Raw genomic sequence first — 18223 nt, forward strand, 5'->3', positions numbered from 1 at the left:
GAGAAAGCGCGATGGCAAAGGGGTTCAACAGCCGTGGTATAGGCGGCATGGGCGGCGGCATGAATATGAACATGATGAAGCAGGTCCAGAAGATGCAGCAGGACATGATGAAGAAGCAGGCGGAGTTGGAGGCCAAGGAGTACACCGCCCAGGCGGGGGGCGGCGCAGTAAGCGCCACCGTCACCGGTAAACGGGAGCTGACTGCCCTGACCATTGACCCGGACGCGGTGGACCCGGAGGATGTGGAGATGCTCCAGGACATGATTATGGCTGCGGTCAACGAGGCGCTGAGGGCGGTGGACAGCGATTCCGCCGCCACCATGGGCCAGCTGACCGGCGGATTAAACCTGCCTTTCTGAAACGCAGGTCAAAAAGCGGACGGAGATCTCCGTCCGCTTTTTGCGATGCAGATACTTGCGTCCCAAGCGATTTCATTATAAAATAAGCTGAAAGAAACTTTTGCTGGGAGGAATATCCGTTATGGAAGCGTCCAAGGTCTATTTTACCGATTTCCGGTGCAAGCCGGGTACCAATCAGCTCAACAAACTGGAGCGGCTGATTCGGACGGCTGGCATTGGGGAAATCGATTTTCAGAATAAAATGACGGCAATCAAAATGCACTTCGGGGAGCCGGGCAATCTGGCCTTTCTGCGGCCCAACTATGCCAAGACCGTGGCTGATGTGGTGAAAAGCCTGGGCGGGATGCCCTTCCTGACCGACTGCAACACCCTGTATGTGGGCCGCCGGAAAAATGCCCTGGAGCACCTGGACGCGGCCTATGAGAACGGCTTTTCCCCTCTGTCCACAGGCTGCCAGATTATCATCGGCGACGGCCTGCGGGGCAGTGACGATGTGGAGGTGCCGGTGGAGGGGGCCGAGCACATCCAGACCGCCAAGATCGGCAAGGCCATTATGGAGGCCGACGTATTTATCTCCCTGAGCCACTTCAAGGGCCATGAGCAGACCGGCTTCGGCGGGGCGATCAAGAACATTGGAATGGGCTGCGGCAGCCGACGGGGCAAGATGGAGCAGCACGCGGCGGGCAAGCCCAAGGTGAGCCAGAAGCGATGTGTGGGCTGTCGCCGGTGTGCTACACAGTGTGCCCACGGCGCATTTTCCTTCCAGGAGGAGCACAAGGCCTCTATTGACTGGAACAAGTGCGTGGGCTGCGGCCGCTGTATCGCGGTCTGCAATGCCAATGCCATCTATCCCGACTACGACTGTGCGGCGGAGGAGTTGGCCTGCCGCATGGCGGAGTACGCCAAGGCGGTGGTGGCCGGGCGGCCCTGCTTCCATATCAGCCTGGTGCAGGATATCTCTCCCTACTGCGACTGCCATGCGGAGAACGACGCGCCCATCCTGCCGGATGTGGGCATGTTCGCCTCCTTTGACCCGGTGGCCTTGGACCAAGCCTGCGTGGATGCCTGCCTGAAACAGAAGCCTATGCCTGGTTCGCTGCTGGCGGAGCATATGCGCGCCCCCGGTTTTGTGGACCACAAGGACCACTTCACCAACACCACGCCCAGCACGGATTGGCGGCTATGTCAGGCCCACTGTGAAAAGATCGGTATCGGCCAGCGCAGCTATGAGCTGGTCACCGTTGGCTGAAAGGCGGGATAGAGATGCAAATCAATGAAATTCTGTCGCACTGCGACCACACGCTGCTTAAGCCGGAGGCCACCTGGGAGCAGATTCGCCAGGTGTGCGACGATGGGCTGAAATACGGCTGCGCCTCGGTGTGCATTCCGGCCGCCTATGTGCGCCGGGCGGCGGAGCATGTGGGTAACCGTCTGAAAATCTGTACGGTGATCGGCTTTCCCAACGGCTACTCCACCACACAGGTGAAGGTATTTGAGACCGAGGACGCCATCCGCAATGGGGCGGACGAGATCGACATGGTGATCAACCTCGGCTGGGTAAAGGATGCACTTTGGCCGCAGATCTTGGAGGAGCTCAGGACGGTAAAGGCCTCCTGCCAGGGGCGGATTCTCAAAGTGATTGTGGAGACCTGCCTGCTGACGGAGGAGGAGAAGATCAAGCTCTGTCAGCTGGTGACCGAAGCTGGAGCGGACTATATCAAGACCTCCACCGGTTTTTCCACCGGAGGCGCGACTTTGGCGGATGTGGCCTTATTCAAGGAGCATATCGGCGTGAATGTGAAAATCAAGGCCGCCGGCGGCATCCGCACGCTGGAGGATGCACAGGCGTTTTTGGACCAGGGGGCCGACCGCCTGGGTACCTCCGCCATTGTAAAGCTGGTCAGGGGCAAAGAAGCATAAAGCGGGCACGAGGGCGCTCCTTCTCACGAGAAGGAGCGCCCTCGGATTTTGACACGGCGATCAGATGCGGCCCAGGTAGCGGCGGGCACACTCGTTGGCATGTGCGGAAAGGGCGGCCTCATCCACCGTGACCAGCTGCCCCTGCTGGACCACCGGGCGTCCGTTGACAATGGTGTAATCCACAGGACCCTTGAGCCCGACCGTGCCCAGCAGGGACATGGGGTCAAATTGGGCACCCGCCAGCTCGATGCGGTCCAGGTCCACCAGGAACAGGTCGGCGGCCATGCCTGCGGCCAGATAGCCGATGTCCGTTCGGCCCAGCAGCCGGGCCGAGCCCCGGGTGGCCACCTTCAGCAGATCGTAGCCGGTGGGGGCGGTTTTGCTGTTTTGCAGCCGGTGGAGCAGGTAGGCCACCCGCAGCTCCTCCAGGAGGTTGGAGCCGTCGTTGGAGGCAGAGCCGTCCACCGCCAGCCCCACGGGGACCCCCAGCTCCAGAAGCTCTGGCAGGCGGCACACGCCGGAGGAGAGTTTCATATTGGAGATGGGGCAGTGGGCCACGCCGGTGCCGGTGACCGCCAGGCGGCGCAGCTCCTCGTCGTTGAAGTGGATGCCGTGGGCGTACCACACGTCCGGACCGGTCCAGCCCAGGCGGTCCAGATAGGCCAGGGGCCGCAGACCGAATTTCTCCAGAGTGAACTGCTCCTCGTCCTTCGTTTCCGCCACATGGGTGTGCAGCCGCACCCCCAGGGCGCGGGCCAGCTTGGCGCTCTCCCGCAGCAGCTCGCCGGAAACCGAGAAGGGGGAGCAGGGGGCCAGAGCTACCTGCCGCATGGAGAAGCGGTCCGGGTCGTGCCATACACGCACCAGCCGCTGGGAGTCTTCCATGATCTCGTCGATGGTCTGCACCACGCTGTCCGGGGGCAGGCCGCCGTCCTTCTGGGACAGGTCCATGGAGCCCCGGGAGGCGTGGAAACGCATCCCAAGGGTCTCGGCGGCCCGGAACTGGGCGGCGAGCAGATCCCCGGCATGGGCGGGGAAGACATAGTGATGGTCGAAGCAGGTGGTGCAGCCATTTTTCAGCAGCTCGCCCATGCCCACCTGGGAGGAGAGGGAGATCACCTCCTCGTCCAGGCCTTTCCACACCTCATACAGGGTGACCAGCCAGGGGAAGAGCTCCATCCGCTGCACCTCGGGCAGGTTGCGGGAAAAGATCTGGTACAGGTGGTGGTGGGTGTTGATCAGGCCCGGGTAGACTGCCATGCGGGAGGCGTCGATGACCTGGTCGGCCTGCCGGTCGGCGGGGCCGATGTACTCGATGGCATTGTCCCGGATGAAGAGGTTGCAGCGCTCATACAGGGTGTCCCGGTCGTCACAGGAAATAATATACCGGGCGTTCTTGATCAGCAGGGTGGACATGGCGGACGCCTCCTTTCAATCTGACGCTATCATATCACAGCGGCGGACAAAAAGAAAGCGCCGGGGAGTATTACTCTCCGGCGCTTTGGACTGCGGATTTAGTTGGAGGCGGTGTCGGGGTCAGAGTCGCCGCCCCAGATCATGTTCTTGCGCAGCTCGGCGCCCACGATCTCCATCTGGTGCTTGGCCAGGTTGGCCCGCTTGGAGTTGAAGAAGGTGCGTCCATTTTTGTTCTCGGCAATCCACTTGCCGGCGAAGGTGCCGTCCTGAATGTCGTCCAGCACCTTGCGCATGTTCTTTTTGGTCTCCTCATAGGGCAGCACGCGGGGGCCGGAGACGTATTCGCCGAACTCGGCGGTGTCGGAGATGGAGTAGTTCATCATGCCCACGCCGCCCTTGTTGATCAGGTCGATGATGAGCTTCATCTCGTGGATGCACTCAAAATAGGCGTTCTCGGGCTCGTAGCCGGCCTCCACCAGAGTCTCGAAACCGCAGCGCATCAGGTCTACCACGCCGCCGCACAGCACGGCCTGCTCGCCGAACAGATCGGTCTCGGTCTCATCGTGGAAGGTGGTCTCCATCACGCCGGCGCGGGCGCCGCCAATACCGGCAATGTAGGCCAGGGCGATCTGGTAGGCGTGACCGGTGGCGTCCTGCTCCACGGCCACCAGGCAGGGTACGCCCTTGCCGGCCACGTACTGGGAGCGCACGGTATGGCCGGGACCCTTGGGGGCGGCCATGAACACGTCCACCCCCTTGGGGGGCACGATCTGCTGGTAACGGATGTTGAAGCCGTGGGCAAAGGCCAGGGCCTTGCCCTCGGTCATATAGGGGGCGATATCGCGCTTGTAGACCTCGGCCTGGGCCTCGTCGTTGATCAGGAGCATTACGATGTCGCCCCACTTGGCGGCCTCGGGCACGCTCTTTACCTGCAGGCCGGCCTTCTCGGCAACCGCCCAGTTCTTGGAGCCCTCGCGCAGGCCCACGCACACCTCGCAGCCGGAATCCTTCAGATTCAGCGCGTGGGCGTGGCCCTGGGAGCCGTAGCCAATGATGGCGATCTTTTTGCCGTTCAGGTAGGACAGTTCACAGTCCTTTTCATAATACATCTTTGCCATGGTAAAACACTCCTTTTAAATATAAGTGATCTTCCTTTGCCCTAATGGTAACACATGCAGGTGGAAAAGAATGATAAGCGCGATACAATTATAGGAAGTTTTTGCCCAAATTGAACTCCTGCTTCTCCTTGGTCTCATCGCCAATGGTGTAAGCGCCCCGCTCCAGGGCCACCATGCCGGTGCGCACCAGCTCCAGGATACCGAAGGCCTCCAGCAGCTTCTGCATGGCGTCGGCCTTGGTCTCGTCACCGATGAGGGCCAGGGTGAGGGATTTGAGGGACACATCGATGATGGAGGCGCGGAAGATATTGGCGATCTGAATCACCTCGTTGCGGATGTCATGGGTCTCGGCCTTTACCTTGAACATGACCAGCTCACGGCGGATGGAGCGCTCCGGCTTGAGTTCCTGCACGGAGTAGACGGAGAACTGCTTGCGCAGCTGGTTCATAATCTGATCGATCATCGGACCATCGCAGAGCACCTCAATGGTGATGCGGGAGACATCCGGGTCGTCGGTGGTGCCCACCGCCAAGGACTCGATGTTGTACCCCTTTCGGGAGAAGAGCCGGGAGACCTGGGAGAGGACGCCGGCGGCGTTTTCCACCAGGACAGAGAGGGTGTGGCGGGTCACATTATTCATATCAGTCATGTCGTCGCCCCCTTAATCCAAAATGAAGTCGGTGACCGGCGTACCGGCGGAGACCATGGGGTGAACCATGGCGTCCTTGTCAATGGCGCATTCGATCACCCAGGGCTCGCCGGACTGGACTGCCTGGCGGAAGACCTGTTCGAACTCCTGCTGACTGACGGCCCGGGCGCCGTGGACGCCGTAGGCTTCGGCCAAGCGCACAAAGTCCGGGCCCCGGTCCAGGTCGGTCTGGGAGAAGCGCTTTTGGTAGATCAGATTCTGCCACTGGCGCACCATGCCCAGGGTCTTGTTGTTGAAGATAATGGTGATGACCGGGATGTGGTAGAACTCCTCGGTGCACAGCTCATGGCAGTTCATGCGGAAGCAGCCGTCCCCAGTGCAGTGGACCACCACCTTGCCGGGGTTGCCCACCGCGGCCCCCATGGCGGCCCCCAGGCCGAAGCCCATGGTGCCGAAGCCGCCGGAGGTGATGAACTGCCCGGGGCGGGAGAAGTGGTAGTACTGGGCGGACCACATCTGGTGCTGGCCCACGTCGGTGACGACGATGGCGTCTCCGTCCGTCACATCCTGAATGGTTTCCAAAATTTCGTGGGGGTGCAGAATGTCATCCTTCTTGAGGGGCGCCTCCTGGTGGGAGAAGACCCACTCCTTCCAGGTGGGGTAGTCGTGGGCAGGGAGCTTCTCGTTGAGTAGCTCCAGCACCCGGCGGGCGTCACCGATGATGTGGTGGTCGGTGCGCACGTTCTTGTCGATCTCCGCCCGGTCGATGTCGATATGTACGATCTTGGCGCCCTTGGCAAAGGTGGAGGGGTCCGTGGCCACCCGGTCGGAAAAGCGGCAGCCGACGGCGATGAGCAGGTCACACTGGTCCACCGCATAGTTGGAGGCGTGGGAGCCGTGCATGCCGATCATACCGGTAAACAGAGGGTGGTCCCCGGGCAGCGCGCCGCCCCCCATAATGGTGGAGGCCACCGGCGCGTTGAGAGTCTCCACAAAGCGGCGGAATTCGGGCACCGCGCCCTTGGAGCGGATCACGCCGCCACCCACCAGCACCAGGGGCATCCTGGCCTGCTCGATCATATCCAGCAGGGTCTGGATGTCGCCGGCGTCGGGCTCGGGGGTCTTTAGGTCGTGGCTGGCCCGGCGGAGCATGGCCCCCAAACGGCCGTGGGAGGCGTGCTCAGACAGGGGTAGGTACTCGTAGTCCGCCTCGGCCGCGGTGACGTTCTTGGCGATGTCGATAAGCACCGGACCCGGCCGGCCGGAACGGGCGATGGCAAAGGCCTCCCGCACCACGTCGGCCAGCTGAGCGGGGTCCTTCACCAGATAGTTGCATTTGGTAATCGGCATGGAGATGCCGGTGATGTCCACCTCCTGGAAGGAGTCCTTGCCGATCAGGTTCTCGCTGACGTTGCAGGTGATGAACACCACGGGAGAGGAGTCGTAATAGGCGGTGGCGATGCCGGTGGTCAGGTTAGTGGCGCCCGGACCGGAGGTCGCGAAGCACACCCCTACCTTGCCGGTGGAGCGGGCGTAGCCGTCGGCGGCATGAGAGGCGCCCTGCTCATGGGCGGTCAGGATATGGCGGATTTTGTCCTTATATCCGTGAAGCTCAAATTCGTCATAGACGTTCAGAATGGTGCCGCCGGGGTAGCCGAACACCGTGTCCACCCCCTGCTCCAGCAGGCACTCCATCAGGATCTGTGCGGTTTTCATTCTCATGGGAAACAAGACCTCCTTTGGACGGTTTTGACGTAAGAGATGCAAAGCGGCTTCGTCCCTGATAGGACGAAGCCGCTACTCCGTGGTACCACCTAATTTCATGGGAAGCCCCATGCACTCGTTGCCCCGGTAACGGAGGGAAACCCGTCCCGGCCTACCTGTATTCGGCCGGACCGCTCCCGGGCGACCTTCCGAAGCAGTCTCACAGAAGCTTACACCAGCCGCTTCCTCTCTGCGCTTGCGCACTGCCCGTACTATCCCGTTCATCGCTGTTTTGCACGCCGCGGGGAACCAAGGCCCCGCAGGCTTTTTTTATTATCTGTTATCATAGCGTTCCCGTCAAAGTTTGTCAATCCGAACCGGCGTTTTTTTGAAGTTTCCATATTTTTCACAAGGATTTTCCAGGCGGAACACCTGTTTTTGGGACACAAATGCAGGCCTGAAGGAGATAAATTCGGCTCCAGAAACACAAAAAAAGAAATAAATAAACTAAAGAGTTTAGGAAAAGACTTGAAAAGCGAGAAAAGTCTGAATTTTCTATGGACAATTCACAAAATGTGCGTTATTATTGATACTGTTTGGTATACCGGTCAAACATTACCCTTCTGAAAAATGGCCCGTGTGTGGGCCAAATTTGCGAGGTGGATCTATGAAGCAATCCTTTTATGGCGGCGTGCATCCCAATGACCGGAAGGAAGCAACCAACCGCCTGGCTGTGGTTCCGCTGAGTACCCAGCCCAAGCAGGTCGTGATCGCTATGTCCATGCATATCGGCGCGCCCTGCAAGCCTGTTGTGGCCGTGGGAGACCAGGTCGCAGTGGGACAGAAGATCGGGGAGATCGCCGGTCTGGGCGCGCCTGTGCACGCGTCTGTGTCCGGCAAGGTTGTGGCGGTGGAGCCGCGGCCCTATCCCGGCGGAAGCAAGGTTATGTCCGTCGTGATTGAGAACGATTTCCAGGATACCTTTGCCTCCGAGCTGACGCCCCATCCGGATTATTCCGGCCTGTCCGCGGAGGAGATCGTGGAGATTGTCAAGGAGGCGGGCATCACAGGCATGGGCGGCGCCGGCTTCCCCACCCATGTGAAGATCAGCTCCGGTATCGGTAAGGTGGATACGCTAATCCTCAACGGCGCGGAGTGCGAGCCCTACATAACCGCCGACCACCGGCTGATGCTGGAGCAGGGCGAGCGGGTCATCGGCGGCGCGCGCATCCTGATGCAGGCCTTTGGACTGCAGAGCGCCACCATCGGCGTGGAGGCCAACAAGCCTGACGCTATCGAGCACCTGCAGGCGCTGGTGGGCGGCAAGGGGGACGTGAAGGTGGAGTCCCTGCGCACCCGTTACCCCCAGGGCGCTGAGAAGCAGCTGATCCAGCGCATCACCGGCCGCGAGGTGGCTCCCGGCGGACTGCCCGCCCATGTGGGCTGCGCGGTGTTCAACGTGGGCACGGCTGCGGCCGTGTACGACGCGGTAGTGGAGGGCAAGCCCCTGACCCACCGGATTCTGACCGTCACCGGCGACGCCATTAAGGAGCCCAAGAACCTGCTGGTCCCCCTGGGCACCTCCTTCCAGCATATCATTGACGAGGGTAAGGGCTTCAAAGAGACCCCCGACCGCATCCTCACCGGCGGCCCCATGATGGGCATCGCCCAGTTCACCCTGGAGGTGGGCTGCATCAAGGGCACCAACGCGGTGCTGTGCATGACGAAGAAGGAGGCCGCACCCGTTGAGAAGGAGGAGACCTGCCTGCGCTGCGCCCGCTGCGTCAACGTCTGCCCCATGCACCTAACCCCGGTGTATATGCATCTGTACGCCGAAAAGGGCATGTGGAAGGAGGCAGAGGCCCTCAACGTGATGGACTGCATTGAGTGCGGCTCCTGCAACTATATCTGTCCTGCCCGGCTGCATCTGGTGCAGTCCTTCCGCAACACGAAGGGCCAGCTGCGCCAGCTGGCGGCCAAGGAAAAAGCGGCAAAGGAGGCGGCAAAAGCATGAATGAAGGAAACAAGCTGAACCTGAAGGTCGCTTCCTCGCCCCATGTGGCGTCCCCCATCGGCACCCGCAATCTGATGCTGGATGTGATCATTGCACTGGTGCCCGCCCTGTGCTTCGCCATCTATTTCTTCGGCCCCCGCGCCCTGATCGCCACGGTGATTTCCGTGGCCGGCAGCGTGTTCTTCGAGTGGGCGTACCGCAAGATTATGAAGAAGAGCAACACCATCGGCGACCTGTCTGCTGTGATCACTGGTATCCTGGTGGCCTTTGTCTGCCCGGTTACCCTGCCCTACTGGATTCTCATCATCGGCGACTTCTTCGCCATCGTGGTGGTCAAGCAGCTCTTCGGCGGCCTGGGGAAGAACTTCCTCAACCCCGCCCTGGCGGCCCGCGCCTTCCTGATGCTGTGCTACCCGGTGGACATGACCACCTGGGCCAAGGCCGGCGTGTCCAACTGGGCCCCCCTGGGCATGAGCGTGGGTCAGGAGTACATCGATGCCTTTACCGGCGCCACCCCACTGTCCGCGGACTTCATGCATAACGCTCAGCACCTGCTGCCTGATGCCAGCCTCACTGACATGCTGGTGGGCAACATCGGCGGCACCATCGGCGAGATCTCCGCTATTATGCTCATCATCGGCGGCATCTACCTGATTTGGCGCGGTGTGATCCGTCTGCGCATTCCCGTGTCCTTTATCGCCACCGTGGCGGTGCTGACCTTTATCTTCCCCCGCGGCGGCAACGGCAACCTGACCTGGATGCTCTATGAACTGCTGGGCGGCGGACTGATGCTGGGCGCCTTCTTCATGGCCACCGACTACGTCACCAGCCCGGTGACGGCTAAGGGTGAGGTCATCTACGGCGTGGGCTGCGGCCTGCTGACGGTGTTCATCCGCTACTTCGGCGGTTACCCCGAGGGTGTGTCCTATGCCATCCTGATTATGAACTGCTGTGTATGGCTCATTGACAAAGCCGGCAAGCCCAACCGCTACGGCGTTACCAAGGAGATGCGCCAGGCGCAGAAGGCGGCCAAAAAGGCCGGAAAGGAGGGCTAAGCATGAGCGAGAGTGCAATTGCCAAGAAAAAAGAGGCGGGTATGGCTCAGCTGGTGCTGGTGCTCTTTGCCATCAGCGCGGTGGTCGCCCTGGTGCTGGGCCTGACCAATATGATCACCGAGCCCTATATCAAGGAGAACAAGCAGAAAGTCATCAATAATGCCATGGCGGCCGTGCTGCCCGCGGACAATTATGAGAAAATGACAGACAGATATGCTGGCGGCGACCCCACAATCCAAGATATCTACAGCGCCGGTGATGCAGGCTGGGTGGTGCAGGTGAAGCCCTCCACCTCTTTCAGCGGCAACCTGACTGTAATGGTGGGCGTGGACGCCGACGGCGCCTGCTCCGGCATCTCCATCGTCAGCAGCGGTGAGACCTCGGGTCTGGGAGCAAACGCCAGCAAGGATTACTTCCGTGCTCAGTTTGTGGGCAAGTCCGGCACTGTCCAGGTGGCTAAGGACGGCGGCGAGATCGACGCCCTGACCGGCGCCACCATCACCTCCCGCGGCGTGTCCGAGGCCGTCACCAACGCCTTGGCCGCTGCCGAGAGCATGGGCTGAGGAGGGTACTGAAATGAATGTGAAAAAGCAATTTATGGACGGCCTGATTCACCAGAACCCTGTTACCGTACAGCTGCTGGGCATGTGCTCTACCATGGCCATCACCACCACGCTGTTCAACGGCATCGGTATGGGCCTGTCTGTGCTGGTGATTCTGACTTTGGCCAACATCTTTATCTCCCTGCTGCGCAGGATCATCCCCAACAACATCCGCATCGCCTGCTACATCGTGGTCATTGCCGGCTTCGTGACGGTGGTGGACCTGGCGCTCCAGGCGTTCCTGCCCGACCTGTCCTCCAGCCTGGGCCTGTTCATCCCCCTGATCGTGGTGAACTGCATTATCCTGGGCCGCGCCGAGTCCTTTGCCTCCAAGAACGGCATCCTGGCCTCCGCGCTGGACGGTATCTTCCAGGGCATCGGCTACACCGTGATCCTTGTGATCATGTGTGTGGTCCGTGAGTTCCTGGGCAACGGCACCTTTGGCGGCGGCATCCTCAACGGGGGAGAGGGGATTCGTATCCTCCCCGAGGGTATCCCCGCTCTGGGTATGATCCTGCCCGTGGGCGGCTTCCTGACCTTGGCCTGTGTGATCGCCGCCATGCAGTATATGCTCAACAAGTCGAAAGCCAAGCAGGAAGCGGCTGGTAAAGAGGAGGTGGCCAAGTAATGGATTTCGCAAATCTGTTTACCGTGGCCCTGGGTGCCATCCTGGTGAATAACTTCATCGTGGCGCAGTTCCTGGGCATCTGCCCCTTCATGGGCGTTTCCAAGAAGGTGGAGACGGCCTCCGGCATGGGCATCGCCGTGACCTTTGTTATGGGGCTGGCCTCCGCCATCTGCTGGCCCATCAACCTGCTGCTGCTCCACTTCAACCTGGGTTTCATGCAGACTGTAACCTTCATCCTAGTCATCGCGGCCCTGGTGCAGTTCATCGAGATGTTTATGAAGAAATCCATGCCCTCCCTTTACGAGGCCCTGGGCGTGTACCTGCCTCTGATCACCACCAACTGCGCCGTGCTGGGCGTGGTGCTGCAGAACACCCAGAACAGCTATGACTTCATCACCAGCGTGGTGTACGGCGTTACCGGCGGCCTGGGCTTCCTGTTGGTGATTGTAATCTTCGCCAGCATCCGGGAGCGCCTGGAGTTCTCCGAGTGCCCCAAGGCCTGGGAGGGCTTCCCCATCGCCCTGATGGCCGCGGGCCTGGTTGCGCTCGCCTTCATGGGCTTCTCCGGCCTGAAGGTCTTTGGTTAAGGGGGGCGGAAGAATTATGAGTCCTATTACGATCGTGATTTTGGCCGTGGTGGTCCTGGCTGTGCTGGGCGCCGTGTTCGGCCTGGTCCTGGCCATTGCCGCCAAGGCTTTTGCCGTTGAAGTGGATCCCAAGGAGGAAGCCGTTCTGGCCTGCCTGCCTGGGGCCAACTGCGGCGGCTGCGGTTTCCCCGGCTGCTCCGGCTATGCTGCGGCTGTGGCCAAGGGCCAGGCCCCGGTCAATGCCTGCGCCGCCGGTGGTGCGGCTGTGGCCGCCCAGATCGGTGAGATTATGGGTGTTACTGCCGATGCATCGGTGAAGAAGCTGGCCCAGGTGCACTGCACCGGCTGCGGCCAGAACTACAAGAAGTATGAGTACGTGGGCATTCACGACTGCCAGGCGGCCGCGCTGCTGCCGGGCGGTGGCGAGCTGGGCTGTTCCTTCGGCTGCATGGGCCTGGGTTCCTGCGAAAAGGCCTGCCCCTTTGACGCCATCCATGTGGTGGACGGCGTGGCTAAGGTGGATGAGGACAAGTGCAAGTCCTGCGGCAAGTGCGTGGACGTGTGCCCCAAGCATCTGATCTCCCTGGTGCCCTATAAGACCAAGCGCCACGTGGCCATCACCTGCTCCTCCCACGACAAGGGTGTGGATACCCGCAAGGTGTGCGACAATGGCTGCATTGGCTGTACTCTGTGTGCCAAGAGCTGCCCCAAGGAAGCCATCACCATGGTGAACAACCTGGCGGTCATCGACTACGATAAGTGCGTGGGCTGCGGCCTGTGTGCCCAGAAGTGTCCCCGCCACCTGATCACTGTGGACGGCAAGGTGCCTGAGGTCAAGCCTGCGGCGCCCAAGCCGGCCGCTCCCGCCGCGGCGGCGGTCCAGACCCCCTCAGCGGAGGCCTCCGCCGAGGGTAAGGAGTAAAAAAGACACGCACGCCAACCGGCGTGCGTGTCTTTTTTATCGGAGGGCTCAGAGATTCAGGAGGACTAGGGAGGCGAGGATCAGTCCAAAAGCGGCAAACCATCTCCGGCTAATCTGCTCCCGGAAAAACAGAAGCCCGGCGATGCTGACTACAACAATAGTACCCACGCTGTAGGTGGGATAGGCCACCACGGCCGGCACATGATTGACTGCCAGGAGCAGAAAGCGGGCGGAAAAGTAGTTTGGGATGCTGATCAGCAGCCCAAAGAGCAGCTCGGCCCGGCCCAGCCGCTGTTTTTTCCAAAGCACCAGTGCAATGCACAACACCATGGCCACGAGAAACGCATAGAATAAAAACGCACGCTCCAACGCCGGCGGCCCCAGTTGGGCATAGATCTTTGGGGTGGCGTCGCACAGACCGCCGCCCAGCAGGAGCAGGATGAGCGCTGGCCGGTTGGCGGCCTTGGCCTCACCCCCGTCGGACTGGATGAGCACAATGGCCGCCAGCGCCCCGATAAAGCCCAGCACCTGGAGTACGCTGGGGAGCTCATGAAACAGGAAAACGGATAGGGCGGTGGGGACCAGCACACCCAGCTTCATAAATGTGGCAGAGAACACCACACCGTTAATGGAGACGTTCCACTGAAACAGGATAAAGCTGGCCAGATAAAAGATGCCGGTCATGACACCAAGTCCGATTGCGACTCCCGAACCGCTGCCCTGGGGGAGAAGGCCCGGTGCGGCCTCCAGGGCGGCAAAGAGGGCGCACAGCACATAGTTAACCGCCAGCAGGCTGAGGTTGTTCCGGATATGCGCCCCGCTGAGCCTCATAAGGATGGAGATCAGTGCGCTGCTAAGAATTGCCAGGAGCAGATAAATCATAACCCCTCAACCTCCAAGAACACCAAACATTCGGGCAATCGATGTGGTGATGCCATTCCGGCGGGGTTGGTATGGCATCATGGTCCAACCTTTGCGGTCCAGCCCAGGGGGCGGGAGCAAAGCGGACTAAAATCAGAGTAGAATAGCTGCCTGAGGCTATTTTACCATGATGGAACGGTCGCGGCAAGCGGCAGTCGCCCTGCGCGGGCTGTGAAGAGAGAAAAAAGACGGGCGCTATCCCATGGCTGAGGGATAGCGCCCGTCTTTTTCAGTGAATAAGAGAGCCAGGGATCAGCGGCAGCAGTTGCCGTTCTTGCCCAGCTCGAAGGAAGCGCACTCGGTAGAGGCGCAGTTGGTCACGCTGGGATCGCAGCAGCCCACCTTGATCTCATTCAGGGAGCAGTAGTCCTGGTCATTGCAGTGATGGCTGCAGCTGACAACCGAACATTTGATACTGGGATTAGCATTGTGATTCATAACTTATTTCCTCCTTTCGCGGTGACGATCCTAGTATGTGCCGCGGTGGGGGAAATATGTGAGGAAGGATCAGGGAGACGGCGGCCTCTCCTCATCCATGACCCGGGGGATAAAGCGCTTGGCGAACTTGCCCTGCCCGCGGCCTTTGACATAAAAATAGCCGATCATTGAGAAAACCACTGCGCCGATAAAGTTGACGAACAGATCCTTCATGGTGTCGAGAATGCCGACATCCAAATATCCGCCCAGGCCGAGGGACTGCTGGGCGCCGTCAGCAGTGACCACAATCACGTCGGTAATGCCGCGGATTGCGGTGGGATGGTTGCCGCCTGTGGGGTCCAGCATCACGGAGCTGATGGTGTGCACTACCGTGTCCTTCTGCATGTCCAGCAGGAAGAGCTGATCCATCAGACATTCAAAGAACTCCCACAGCACACCCACGGTCATGGAGAAGCAGAACGCCACCACAGCCATATAGGCAGGGGAGAGGGAAAAGGTGGAGACCTTGGTGTGCCGGTTGAGAATGTCCACCAGGGAGAAGCCGATGGCGGCGCAGAGAAAGCCATTGAGGGTGTGAAGCATGGTGTCCCAATAGGGGAAGGTAATGTAGTAGGCACGGATTTCACCCAAGATCTCGGCGGAAAAAATGAACAGCAGGATAATGACTTCCAGCGTGTCCGGCACATCAATTTTGATCCTGCGCTCAATGAAGCTGGGGATGGTGAACAGAATCAGGGTGAGAATGCATAGAAAGAAGTTTTCAAAATTGCCATTGAAAAACTGGGCGATCATAATCAGGATCACAATGGCGCGGAGAATCACATAGACAGCGGCCAAACGGGGATTTTTGCGGATCTGCTCCTTGAGAGAACCACCCCCTGCGCTGTGTCTGCGTGGCCGGCGGCTCATTGAGACTCTCTTTCCGCCGTGCCCGGGGCCGGAAGCAGGTCCGCCGCACGCTCCCGATAATGTGCGGCGGCGCCGCGCTGGTCCTCCAGCTCATTGGGGCGGATAGTACGCACCACCTTGGCAGGGGCGCCCATGGCCACACTGCCATCTGGAATCACCGTGTTGTGGGTGACCAGCGCGCCAGCGGCGACCATACTGCCGGCACCGATGACACAGCCATCCAGAAGAATTGCGCCCATGCCGATCAGCGAGCCGTCGCCGATGGTACAGCCATGGAGAATAGCGCTGTGGCCCACGGTCACATCCCTGCCCACGCGGACCGGGTGGCCTCTGTCACAGTGACACACGGCGTTGTCCTGAATGTTGGAGCCCTCGCCGATATAGATTTCATCACTGTCGCCGCGCAGCACCGCGCCATACCAGATGCTGGATTCGGCGGCCAAATGGACCTTGCCTACCACGGCGGCGGTTTCCGCCACGCGGGCCGTAGTGTGCAGTTGAGGAATGTGCTCCAGATAGTTTTGAACCATAGTGTCAATGCGCCCCTTCCCAAAATGGACCTTTTCCCCATTATAACGGGAGCAGGGTAACCTGGCAAGTCAAATTTCCGGCGAGCGCGCATAGGATAGGGGAGGAGGTGAGACCCTTGGATCTGAAAAACAATAAGATTACGGTGGGAGAATTGATGGACCACCCCGGGGCGCGCGCAGTCTTTCAGAAGAGATTTCCCATGGTAATGAAGCACCCCCTGCTGGGAGCGGCGCGCACCGTCACGCTGGAACAGGTGCTGGCCTTTGCCCAAGCCTATGTGCCGCCCAAAAAGATCAACGAAACCCTGAACGATTTGCGGCGAGCCTAGTGGGAGGGCTTTCCTAAGCCACACGCCGCCGGGGACGCAGATACCAGCGCAGCGCGTCGGTGGAGCGGGTACGCCGGAGTACGGCCAGGGTCCAGACCAGGTCCAGCGTGTTGATGGCCGCCGCAGGAAGAAAAAGCCAATCCGGAATCAGCGCGGTCAGGGCCGCGACTCTCGGATGGAGAAAGCACTGCAGAAGCAATGCCAGCACCCCCCAAAACAGGGCGAAGAGCAGACAGACCCGCCCGCCCAGGTTTAGGGGCAGATGGGCGTAATTCCAGAAGCGCACCCCGGCCACCCGTTCGTAGAACAGGTCGGTCGCATATTCTACCGCGGTGCAGGCCGCTGCGGCACATAGAAAGAGCAGCGGCAGACTATCACGCACGACTTCTGGCAGCAAAATCAGCGCCAGCGCCCCAAAGCCGTACACTGGACAGAACGGCAGAAAATAGCGGCACTTCCGGTCCCGCTTTGGATTGCCGGTAAGCCGCGCAAAGGCGACTTCCAGCACAAATCCCAGAAAACTATAGATCCCAAAATACCAAAACCAGTGCAAGCCCATCCCCTCCGGTCGTTTTTTTAGTTTGGCCGAACGGCGGAGGAACATGCGGTGTACATTCTGCCAAAAGTCCTCCTGGGACCGTCCGTCAGGCCGGTCCCATTTTTGTGCTTTGTACACAGAGAAAAATATGACCGCAGTCCTTGAAGCGGGACGCGAAATGTGGTACGATAACTCGAAATACATCATAACAAAAGAAATGGAGACAGAGAGACATGCGGCATCTGATCGATTTCGGGGATTTGACGCGGGCGGAATGGGAAGCGCTGTACGGCCGGTGCAGCGATATTATGGACCATCCCGCCGATTTTATGGATGCCTGCAGGGGAAGGGTTATGGCCAGCCTGTTCTATGAGCCCTCCACCCGCACCAATTTTTCCTTTCAGACGGCCATGCTCCGGGTGGGGGGCAGCGTGTTCGGCTTTGCCGACCCCAAGTCCTCCTCGGTGGCCAAGGGCGAGACCCTCAAGGACACCATCAAGATGGTCTCCGGCTATGCCGACGTGGTGGTGATGCGAAATCCCAAGGAGGGGGCGGCCAAAGCGGCCTCCCTTTACTCCGACGTGCCGGTGATCAACGCCGGCGACGGCGGCCATATGCACCCCACCCAGACCACTGCCGACCTGACCACCATCACCCGTCTGCGGGGGGGCGTGGACGGCCTGTGCGTGGGCCTGTGCGGCGACCTGAAGAACGGGCGTACGGTGCACTCCCTCATCAAGGCCCTGGCCAAGTTTGAAAATGTGAAATTCTACCTCATCGCCCCCCGGGAGCTGGCGGTGCCCGAGTACATCCGCGCCTTTATGAAGGAACGGGGCCTGTGGTTCGTGGAGGTCACCGGACTGGAGGCGGTCATCCCCCAGCTGGACGTGCTCTATATGACCCGCATACAGCGGGAGCGCTTTGTAGATCCGCTGGAGTATGAACGCTGCAAGGGGGTCTATGTTCTCACACGGCGGAAGCTGGAGCGTGCCAAGCGGGAGCTGCTTGTGATGCACCCCCTGCCCCGGGTGGACGAGATCTCCATCGACGTGGACGACGATCCCCGGGCGGTCTATTTCGAGCAGGCCCGCTACGGCATGTTTGCCCGCATGGCATTGCTGACCGACCTGGCCAACCAGCCACGGCAGAAGCCGGCGGCGGTGGAGATCGGCACCAGGCCTGTGTGCTCCAACCCTAACTGCATCACGCAGACCGAGCACTATCTGCCGCCCCTGATCAAGAAAAACGGCGGGGTGGACTGCTGCGCGTTCTGCGACGCACAGCTGCGCTGAGCATGTCCCCCGGTTGATCTGAAAAAGTGCTTGACAAACGCCGGGCACGTGCGTATAATGCATTACAACAACCAAACAGCGCAAACCCATGACGGAGAGAAGTAGTCGGCTGATCGGATGCAAAGAGAGCCCCGGATGGTGGAATCGGGGTCTGAAGAGGCCGGTGAATGGACTTCGGAGGGCGGCTTGAACGGGGGAGACCCCCAGTAGATGCCGACGGGCTCCCACCCGTTATCCACCGGGCACGCATGATGGTGCGTGAAGCGAGTGGACGTCTATGACGTCAATTTGG

The 18223-nt window shown here is 60.3% G+C and carries 20 protein-coding genes and 2 other annotated features (1 of these 22 running past the window's edge); of the genes, 11 read left to right on the forward strand and 9 right to left on the reverse strand.

What is annotated here, in order from left to right:
- Positions 1-11 precede the first annotated feature (11 nt).
- The 3 genes from H9Q75_RS00175 to deoC all read left to right on the forward strand — a co-directional run bounded on the left by H9Q75_RS00175 (position 12) and on the right by deoC (position 2279).
- Complete coding sequence (locus tag H9Q75_RS00175) at positions 12-359, forward strand: YbaB/EbfC family nucleoid-associated protein (protein WP_186564158.1); 348 nt, start codon at positions 12-14, stop codon at positions 357-359.
- Positions 360-480: 121 nt separating this feature from the next.
- The gene (locus tag H9Q75_RS00180; protein ID WP_186564159.1) at positions 481-1608 is read left to right on the forward strand and encodes a DUF362 domain-containing protein; all 1128 of its coding nucleotides are present in this window, start codon (positions 481-483) and stop codon (positions 1606-1608) included.
- Positions 1609-1622: 14 nt separating this feature from the next.
- Positions 1623-2279, forward strand: a complete 657-nt coding sequence (gene deoC, locus H9Q75_RS00185) for a deoxyribose-phosphate aldolase (protein WP_186564160.1) — start codon at positions 1623-1625, stop codon at positions 2277-2279.
- Between the two features lie 60 nt (positions 2280-2339).
- On the opposite strand, the gene H9Q75_RS00190 is transcribed toward deoC, so the two are convergent.
- The 4 genes from H9Q75_RS00190 to ilvB form a co-directional block, all read right to left on the reverse strand.
- Positions 2340-3695 (reverse strand): 8-oxoguanine deaminase, encoded by a 1356-nt coding sequence (locus H9Q75_RS00190; RefSeq protein WP_186564161.1) that lies wholly within the window; start codon positions 3693-3695, stop codon positions 2340-2342.
- A 98-nt stretch (positions 3696-3793) separates the two neighbouring features.
- The gene (gene ilvC / locus H9Q75_RS00195; RefSeq protein WP_186564162.1) at positions 3794-4813 is read right to left on the reverse strand and encodes a ketol-acid reductoisomerase; all 1020 of its coding nucleotides are present in this window, start codon (positions 4811-4813) and stop codon (positions 3794-3796) included.
- Positions 4814-4901: 88 nt separating this feature from the next.
- Complete coding sequence (gene ilvN, locus H9Q75_RS00200; RefSeq protein ID WP_423788622.1) at positions 4902-5462, reverse strand: acetolactate synthase small subunit; 561 nt, start codon at positions 5460-5462, stop codon at positions 4902-4904.
- A 12-nt stretch (positions 5463-5474) separates the two neighbouring features.
- A complete protein-coding gene (gene ilvB, locus H9Q75_RS00205) occupies positions 5475-7184 on the reverse strand; it encodes a biosynthetic-type acetolactate synthase large subunit (RefSeq protein WP_186564163.1) in 1710 nt (569 codons plus the stop codon).
- Between the two features lie 59 nt (positions 7185-7243).
- Positions 7244-7460 (reverse strand) — a binding site (T-box leader).
- A gap of 373 nt (positions 7461-7833) precedes the next feature.
- Between ilvB and rsxC the strand changes: the two genes are divergently transcribed.
- From rsxC to H9Q75_RS00235, 6 genes are read left to right on the forward strand one after another with little or no spacing between them, the layout of a single operon-like run.
- Entirely contained in the window at positions 7834-9180 is a 1347-nt protein-coding gene (gene rsxC / locus H9Q75_RS00210) for an electron transport complex subunit RsxC (RefSeq protein WP_186564164.1), read from the forward strand.
- Positions 9177-10235: an RnfABCDGE type electron transport complex subunit D gene (locus tag H9Q75_RS00215; RefSeq protein ID WP_186564165.1), complete on the forward strand. Its 1059-nt coding sequence runs from the start codon at positions 9177-9179 to the stop codon at positions 10233-10235. Before rsxC ends, H9Q75_RS00215 begins: the two co-directional genes overlap by 4 nt.
- 2 nt (positions 10236-10237) lie before the next feature.
- Positions 10238-10798 (forward strand): RnfABCDGE type electron transport complex subunit G, encoded by a 561-nt coding sequence (locus H9Q75_RS00220; RefSeq protein ID WP_186564166.1) that lies wholly within the window; start codon positions 10238-10240, stop codon positions 10796-10798.
- Positions 10799-10811: 13 nt separating this feature from the next.
- A complete protein-coding gene (gene rsxE, locus H9Q75_RS00225; RefSeq protein ID WP_186564167.1) occupies positions 10812-11465 on the forward strand; it encodes an electron transport complex subunit RsxE in 654 nt (217 codons plus the stop codon).
- The gene (locus H9Q75_RS00230; protein ID WP_186564168.1) at positions 11465-12052 is read left to right on the forward strand and encodes an electron transport complex protein RnfA; all 588 of its coding nucleotides are present in this window, start codon (positions 11465-11467) and stop codon (positions 12050-12052) included. Before rsxE ends, H9Q75_RS00230 begins: the two co-directional genes overlap by 1 nt.
- 25 nt (positions 12053-12077) lie before the next feature.
- Positions 12078-12974 (forward strand): RnfABCDGE type electron transport complex subunit B, encoded by an 897-nt coding sequence (locus H9Q75_RS00235; protein ID WP_186564972.1) that lies wholly within the window; start codon positions 12078-12080, stop codon positions 12972-12974.
- 48 nt (positions 12975-13022) lie between these two features.
- Here H9Q75_RS00235 and H9Q75_RS00240 read toward each other — a convergent pair whose 3' ends face one another.
- From H9Q75_RS00240 to H9Q75_RS00255, 4 genes are all read right to left on the reverse strand, one after another.
- Positions 13023-13856: an SMR family transporter gene (locus H9Q75_RS00240; RefSeq protein ID WP_186564169.1), complete on the reverse strand. Its 834-nt coding sequence runs from the start codon at positions 13854-13856 to the stop codon at positions 13023-13025.
- Between the two features lie 291 nt (positions 13857-14147).
- Positions 14148-14333 (reverse strand): DUF1540 domain-containing protein, encoded by a 186-nt coding sequence (locus H9Q75_RS00245; protein WP_186564170.1) that lies wholly within the window; start codon positions 14331-14333, stop codon positions 14148-14150.
- A 69-nt stretch (positions 14334-14402) separates the two neighbouring features.
- Positions 14403-15242, reverse strand: coding sequence for a DUF2238 domain-containing protein (locus H9Q75_RS00250; RefSeq protein ID WP_186564171.1), 840 nt, complete (start codon positions 15240-15242; stop codon positions 14403-14405).
- A complete protein-coding gene (locus H9Q75_RS00255) occupies positions 15239-15772 on the reverse strand; it encodes a gamma carbonic anhydrase family protein (RefSeq protein ID WP_186564172.1) in 534 nt (177 codons plus the stop codon). The genes H9Q75_RS00250 and H9Q75_RS00255 overlap by 4 nt, the downstream gene beginning before the upstream one ends.
- A gap of 107 nt (positions 15773-15879) precedes the next feature.
- On the opposite strand from H9Q75_RS00255, the gene H9Q75_RS00260 reads away from it, so the two are divergent.
- The gene (locus tag H9Q75_RS00260; protein WP_341480870.1) at positions 15880-16101 is read left to right on the forward strand and encodes a hypothetical protein; all 222 of its coding nucleotides are present in this window, start codon (positions 15880-15882) and stop codon (positions 16099-16101) included.
- 13 nt (positions 16102-16114) lie between these two features.
- Here H9Q75_RS00260 and H9Q75_RS00265 read toward each other — a convergent pair whose 3' ends face one another.
- Positions 16115-16654 (reverse strand): putative ABC transporter permease, encoded by a 540-nt coding sequence (locus tag H9Q75_RS00265; RefSeq protein WP_186564174.1) that lies wholly within the window; start codon positions 16652-16654, stop codon positions 16115-16117.
- 218 nt (positions 16655-16872) lie between these two features.
- On the opposite strand from H9Q75_RS00265, the gene pyrB reads away from it, so the two are divergent.
- A complete protein-coding gene (gene pyrB / locus H9Q75_RS00270; RefSeq protein ID WP_186564175.1) occupies positions 16873-17931 on the forward strand; it encodes an aspartate carbamoyltransferase in 1059 nt (352 codons plus the stop codon).
- Positions 17932-18010: 79 nt separating this feature from the next.
- Positions 18011-18223 (forward strand) — a binding site (T-box leader) (it continues 35 nt past the right edge of the window).

The organism is Lawsonibacter celer (assembly GCF_014281125.1).
Lineage (GTDB): Bacteria > Bacillota > Clostridia > Oscillospirales > Oscillospiraceae > Lawsonibacter_B > Lawsonibacter_B celer.

Bases quoted from the DNA above. Each gene is read 5' to 3' on its own strand.
- H9Q75_RS00220 (WP_186564166.1), top strand. From the start codon at position 10,238: ATGAGCGAGAGTGCAATTGCCAAGAAAAAAGAGGCGGGTATGGCTCAG.
- H9Q75_RS00250 (WP_186564171.1), bottom strand. From the start codon at position 15,242: ATGAGCCGCCGGCCACGCAGACACAGCGCAGGGGGTGGTTCTCTCAAG.
- ilvB (WP_186564163.1), bottom strand. From the start codon at position 7,184: ATGAGAATGAAAACCGCACAGATCCTGATGGAGTGCCTGCTGGAGCAG.
- pyrB (WP_186564175.1), top strand. From the start codon at position 16,873: ATGCGGCATCTGATCGATTTCGGGGATTTGACGCGGGCGGAATGGGAA.
- ilvN (WP_423788622.1), bottom strand. From the start codon at position 5,462: ATGACTGATATGAATAATGTGACCCGCCACACCCTCTCTGTCCTGGTG.
- H9Q75_RS00175 (WP_186564158.1), top strand. From the start codon at position 12: ATGGCAAAGGGGTTCAACAGCCGTGGTATAGGCGGCATGGGCGGCGGC.
- H9Q75_RS00215 (WP_186564165.1), top strand. From the start codon at position 9,177: ATGAATGAAGGAAACAAGCTGAACCTGAAGGTCGCTTCCTCGCCCCAT.
- deoC (WP_186564160.1), top strand. From the start codon at position 1,623: ATGCAAATCAATGAAATTCTGTCGCACTGCGACCACACGCTGCTTAAG.
- H9Q75_RS00230 (WP_186564168.1), top strand. From the start codon at position 11,465: ATGGATTTCGCAAATCTGTTTACCGTGGCCCTGGGTGCCATCCTGGTG.
- H9Q75_RS00240 (WP_186564169.1), bottom strand. From the start codon at position 13,856: ATGATTTATCTGCTCCTGGCAATTCTTAGCAGCGCACTGATCTCCATC.
- H9Q75_RS00180 (WP_186564159.1), top strand. From the start codon at position 481: ATGGAAGCGTCCAAGGTCTATTTTACCGATTTCCGGTGCAAGCCGGGT.
- rsxC (WP_186564164.1), top strand. From the start codon at position 7,834: ATGAAGCAATCCTTTTATGGCGGCGTGCATCCCAATGACCGGAAGGAA.
- H9Q75_RS00190 (WP_186564161.1), bottom strand. From the start codon at position 3,695: ATGTCCACCCTGCTGATCAAGAACGCCCGGTATATTATTTCCTGTGAC.
- rsxE (WP_186564167.1), top strand. From the start codon at position 10,812: ATGAATGTGAAAAAGCAATTTATGGACGGCCTGATTCACCAGAACCCT.
- ilvC (WP_186564162.1), bottom strand. From the start codon at position 4,813: ATGGCAAAGATGTATTATGAAAAGGACTGTGAACTGTCCTACCTGAAC.
- H9Q75_RS00245 (WP_186564170.1), bottom strand. From the start codon at position 14,333: ATGAATCACAATGCTAATCCCAGTATCAAATGTTCGGTTGTCAGCTGC.
- H9Q75_RS00255 (WP_186564172.1), bottom strand. From the start codon at position 15,772: ATGGTTCAAAACTATCTGGAGCACATTCCTCAACTGCACACTACGGCC.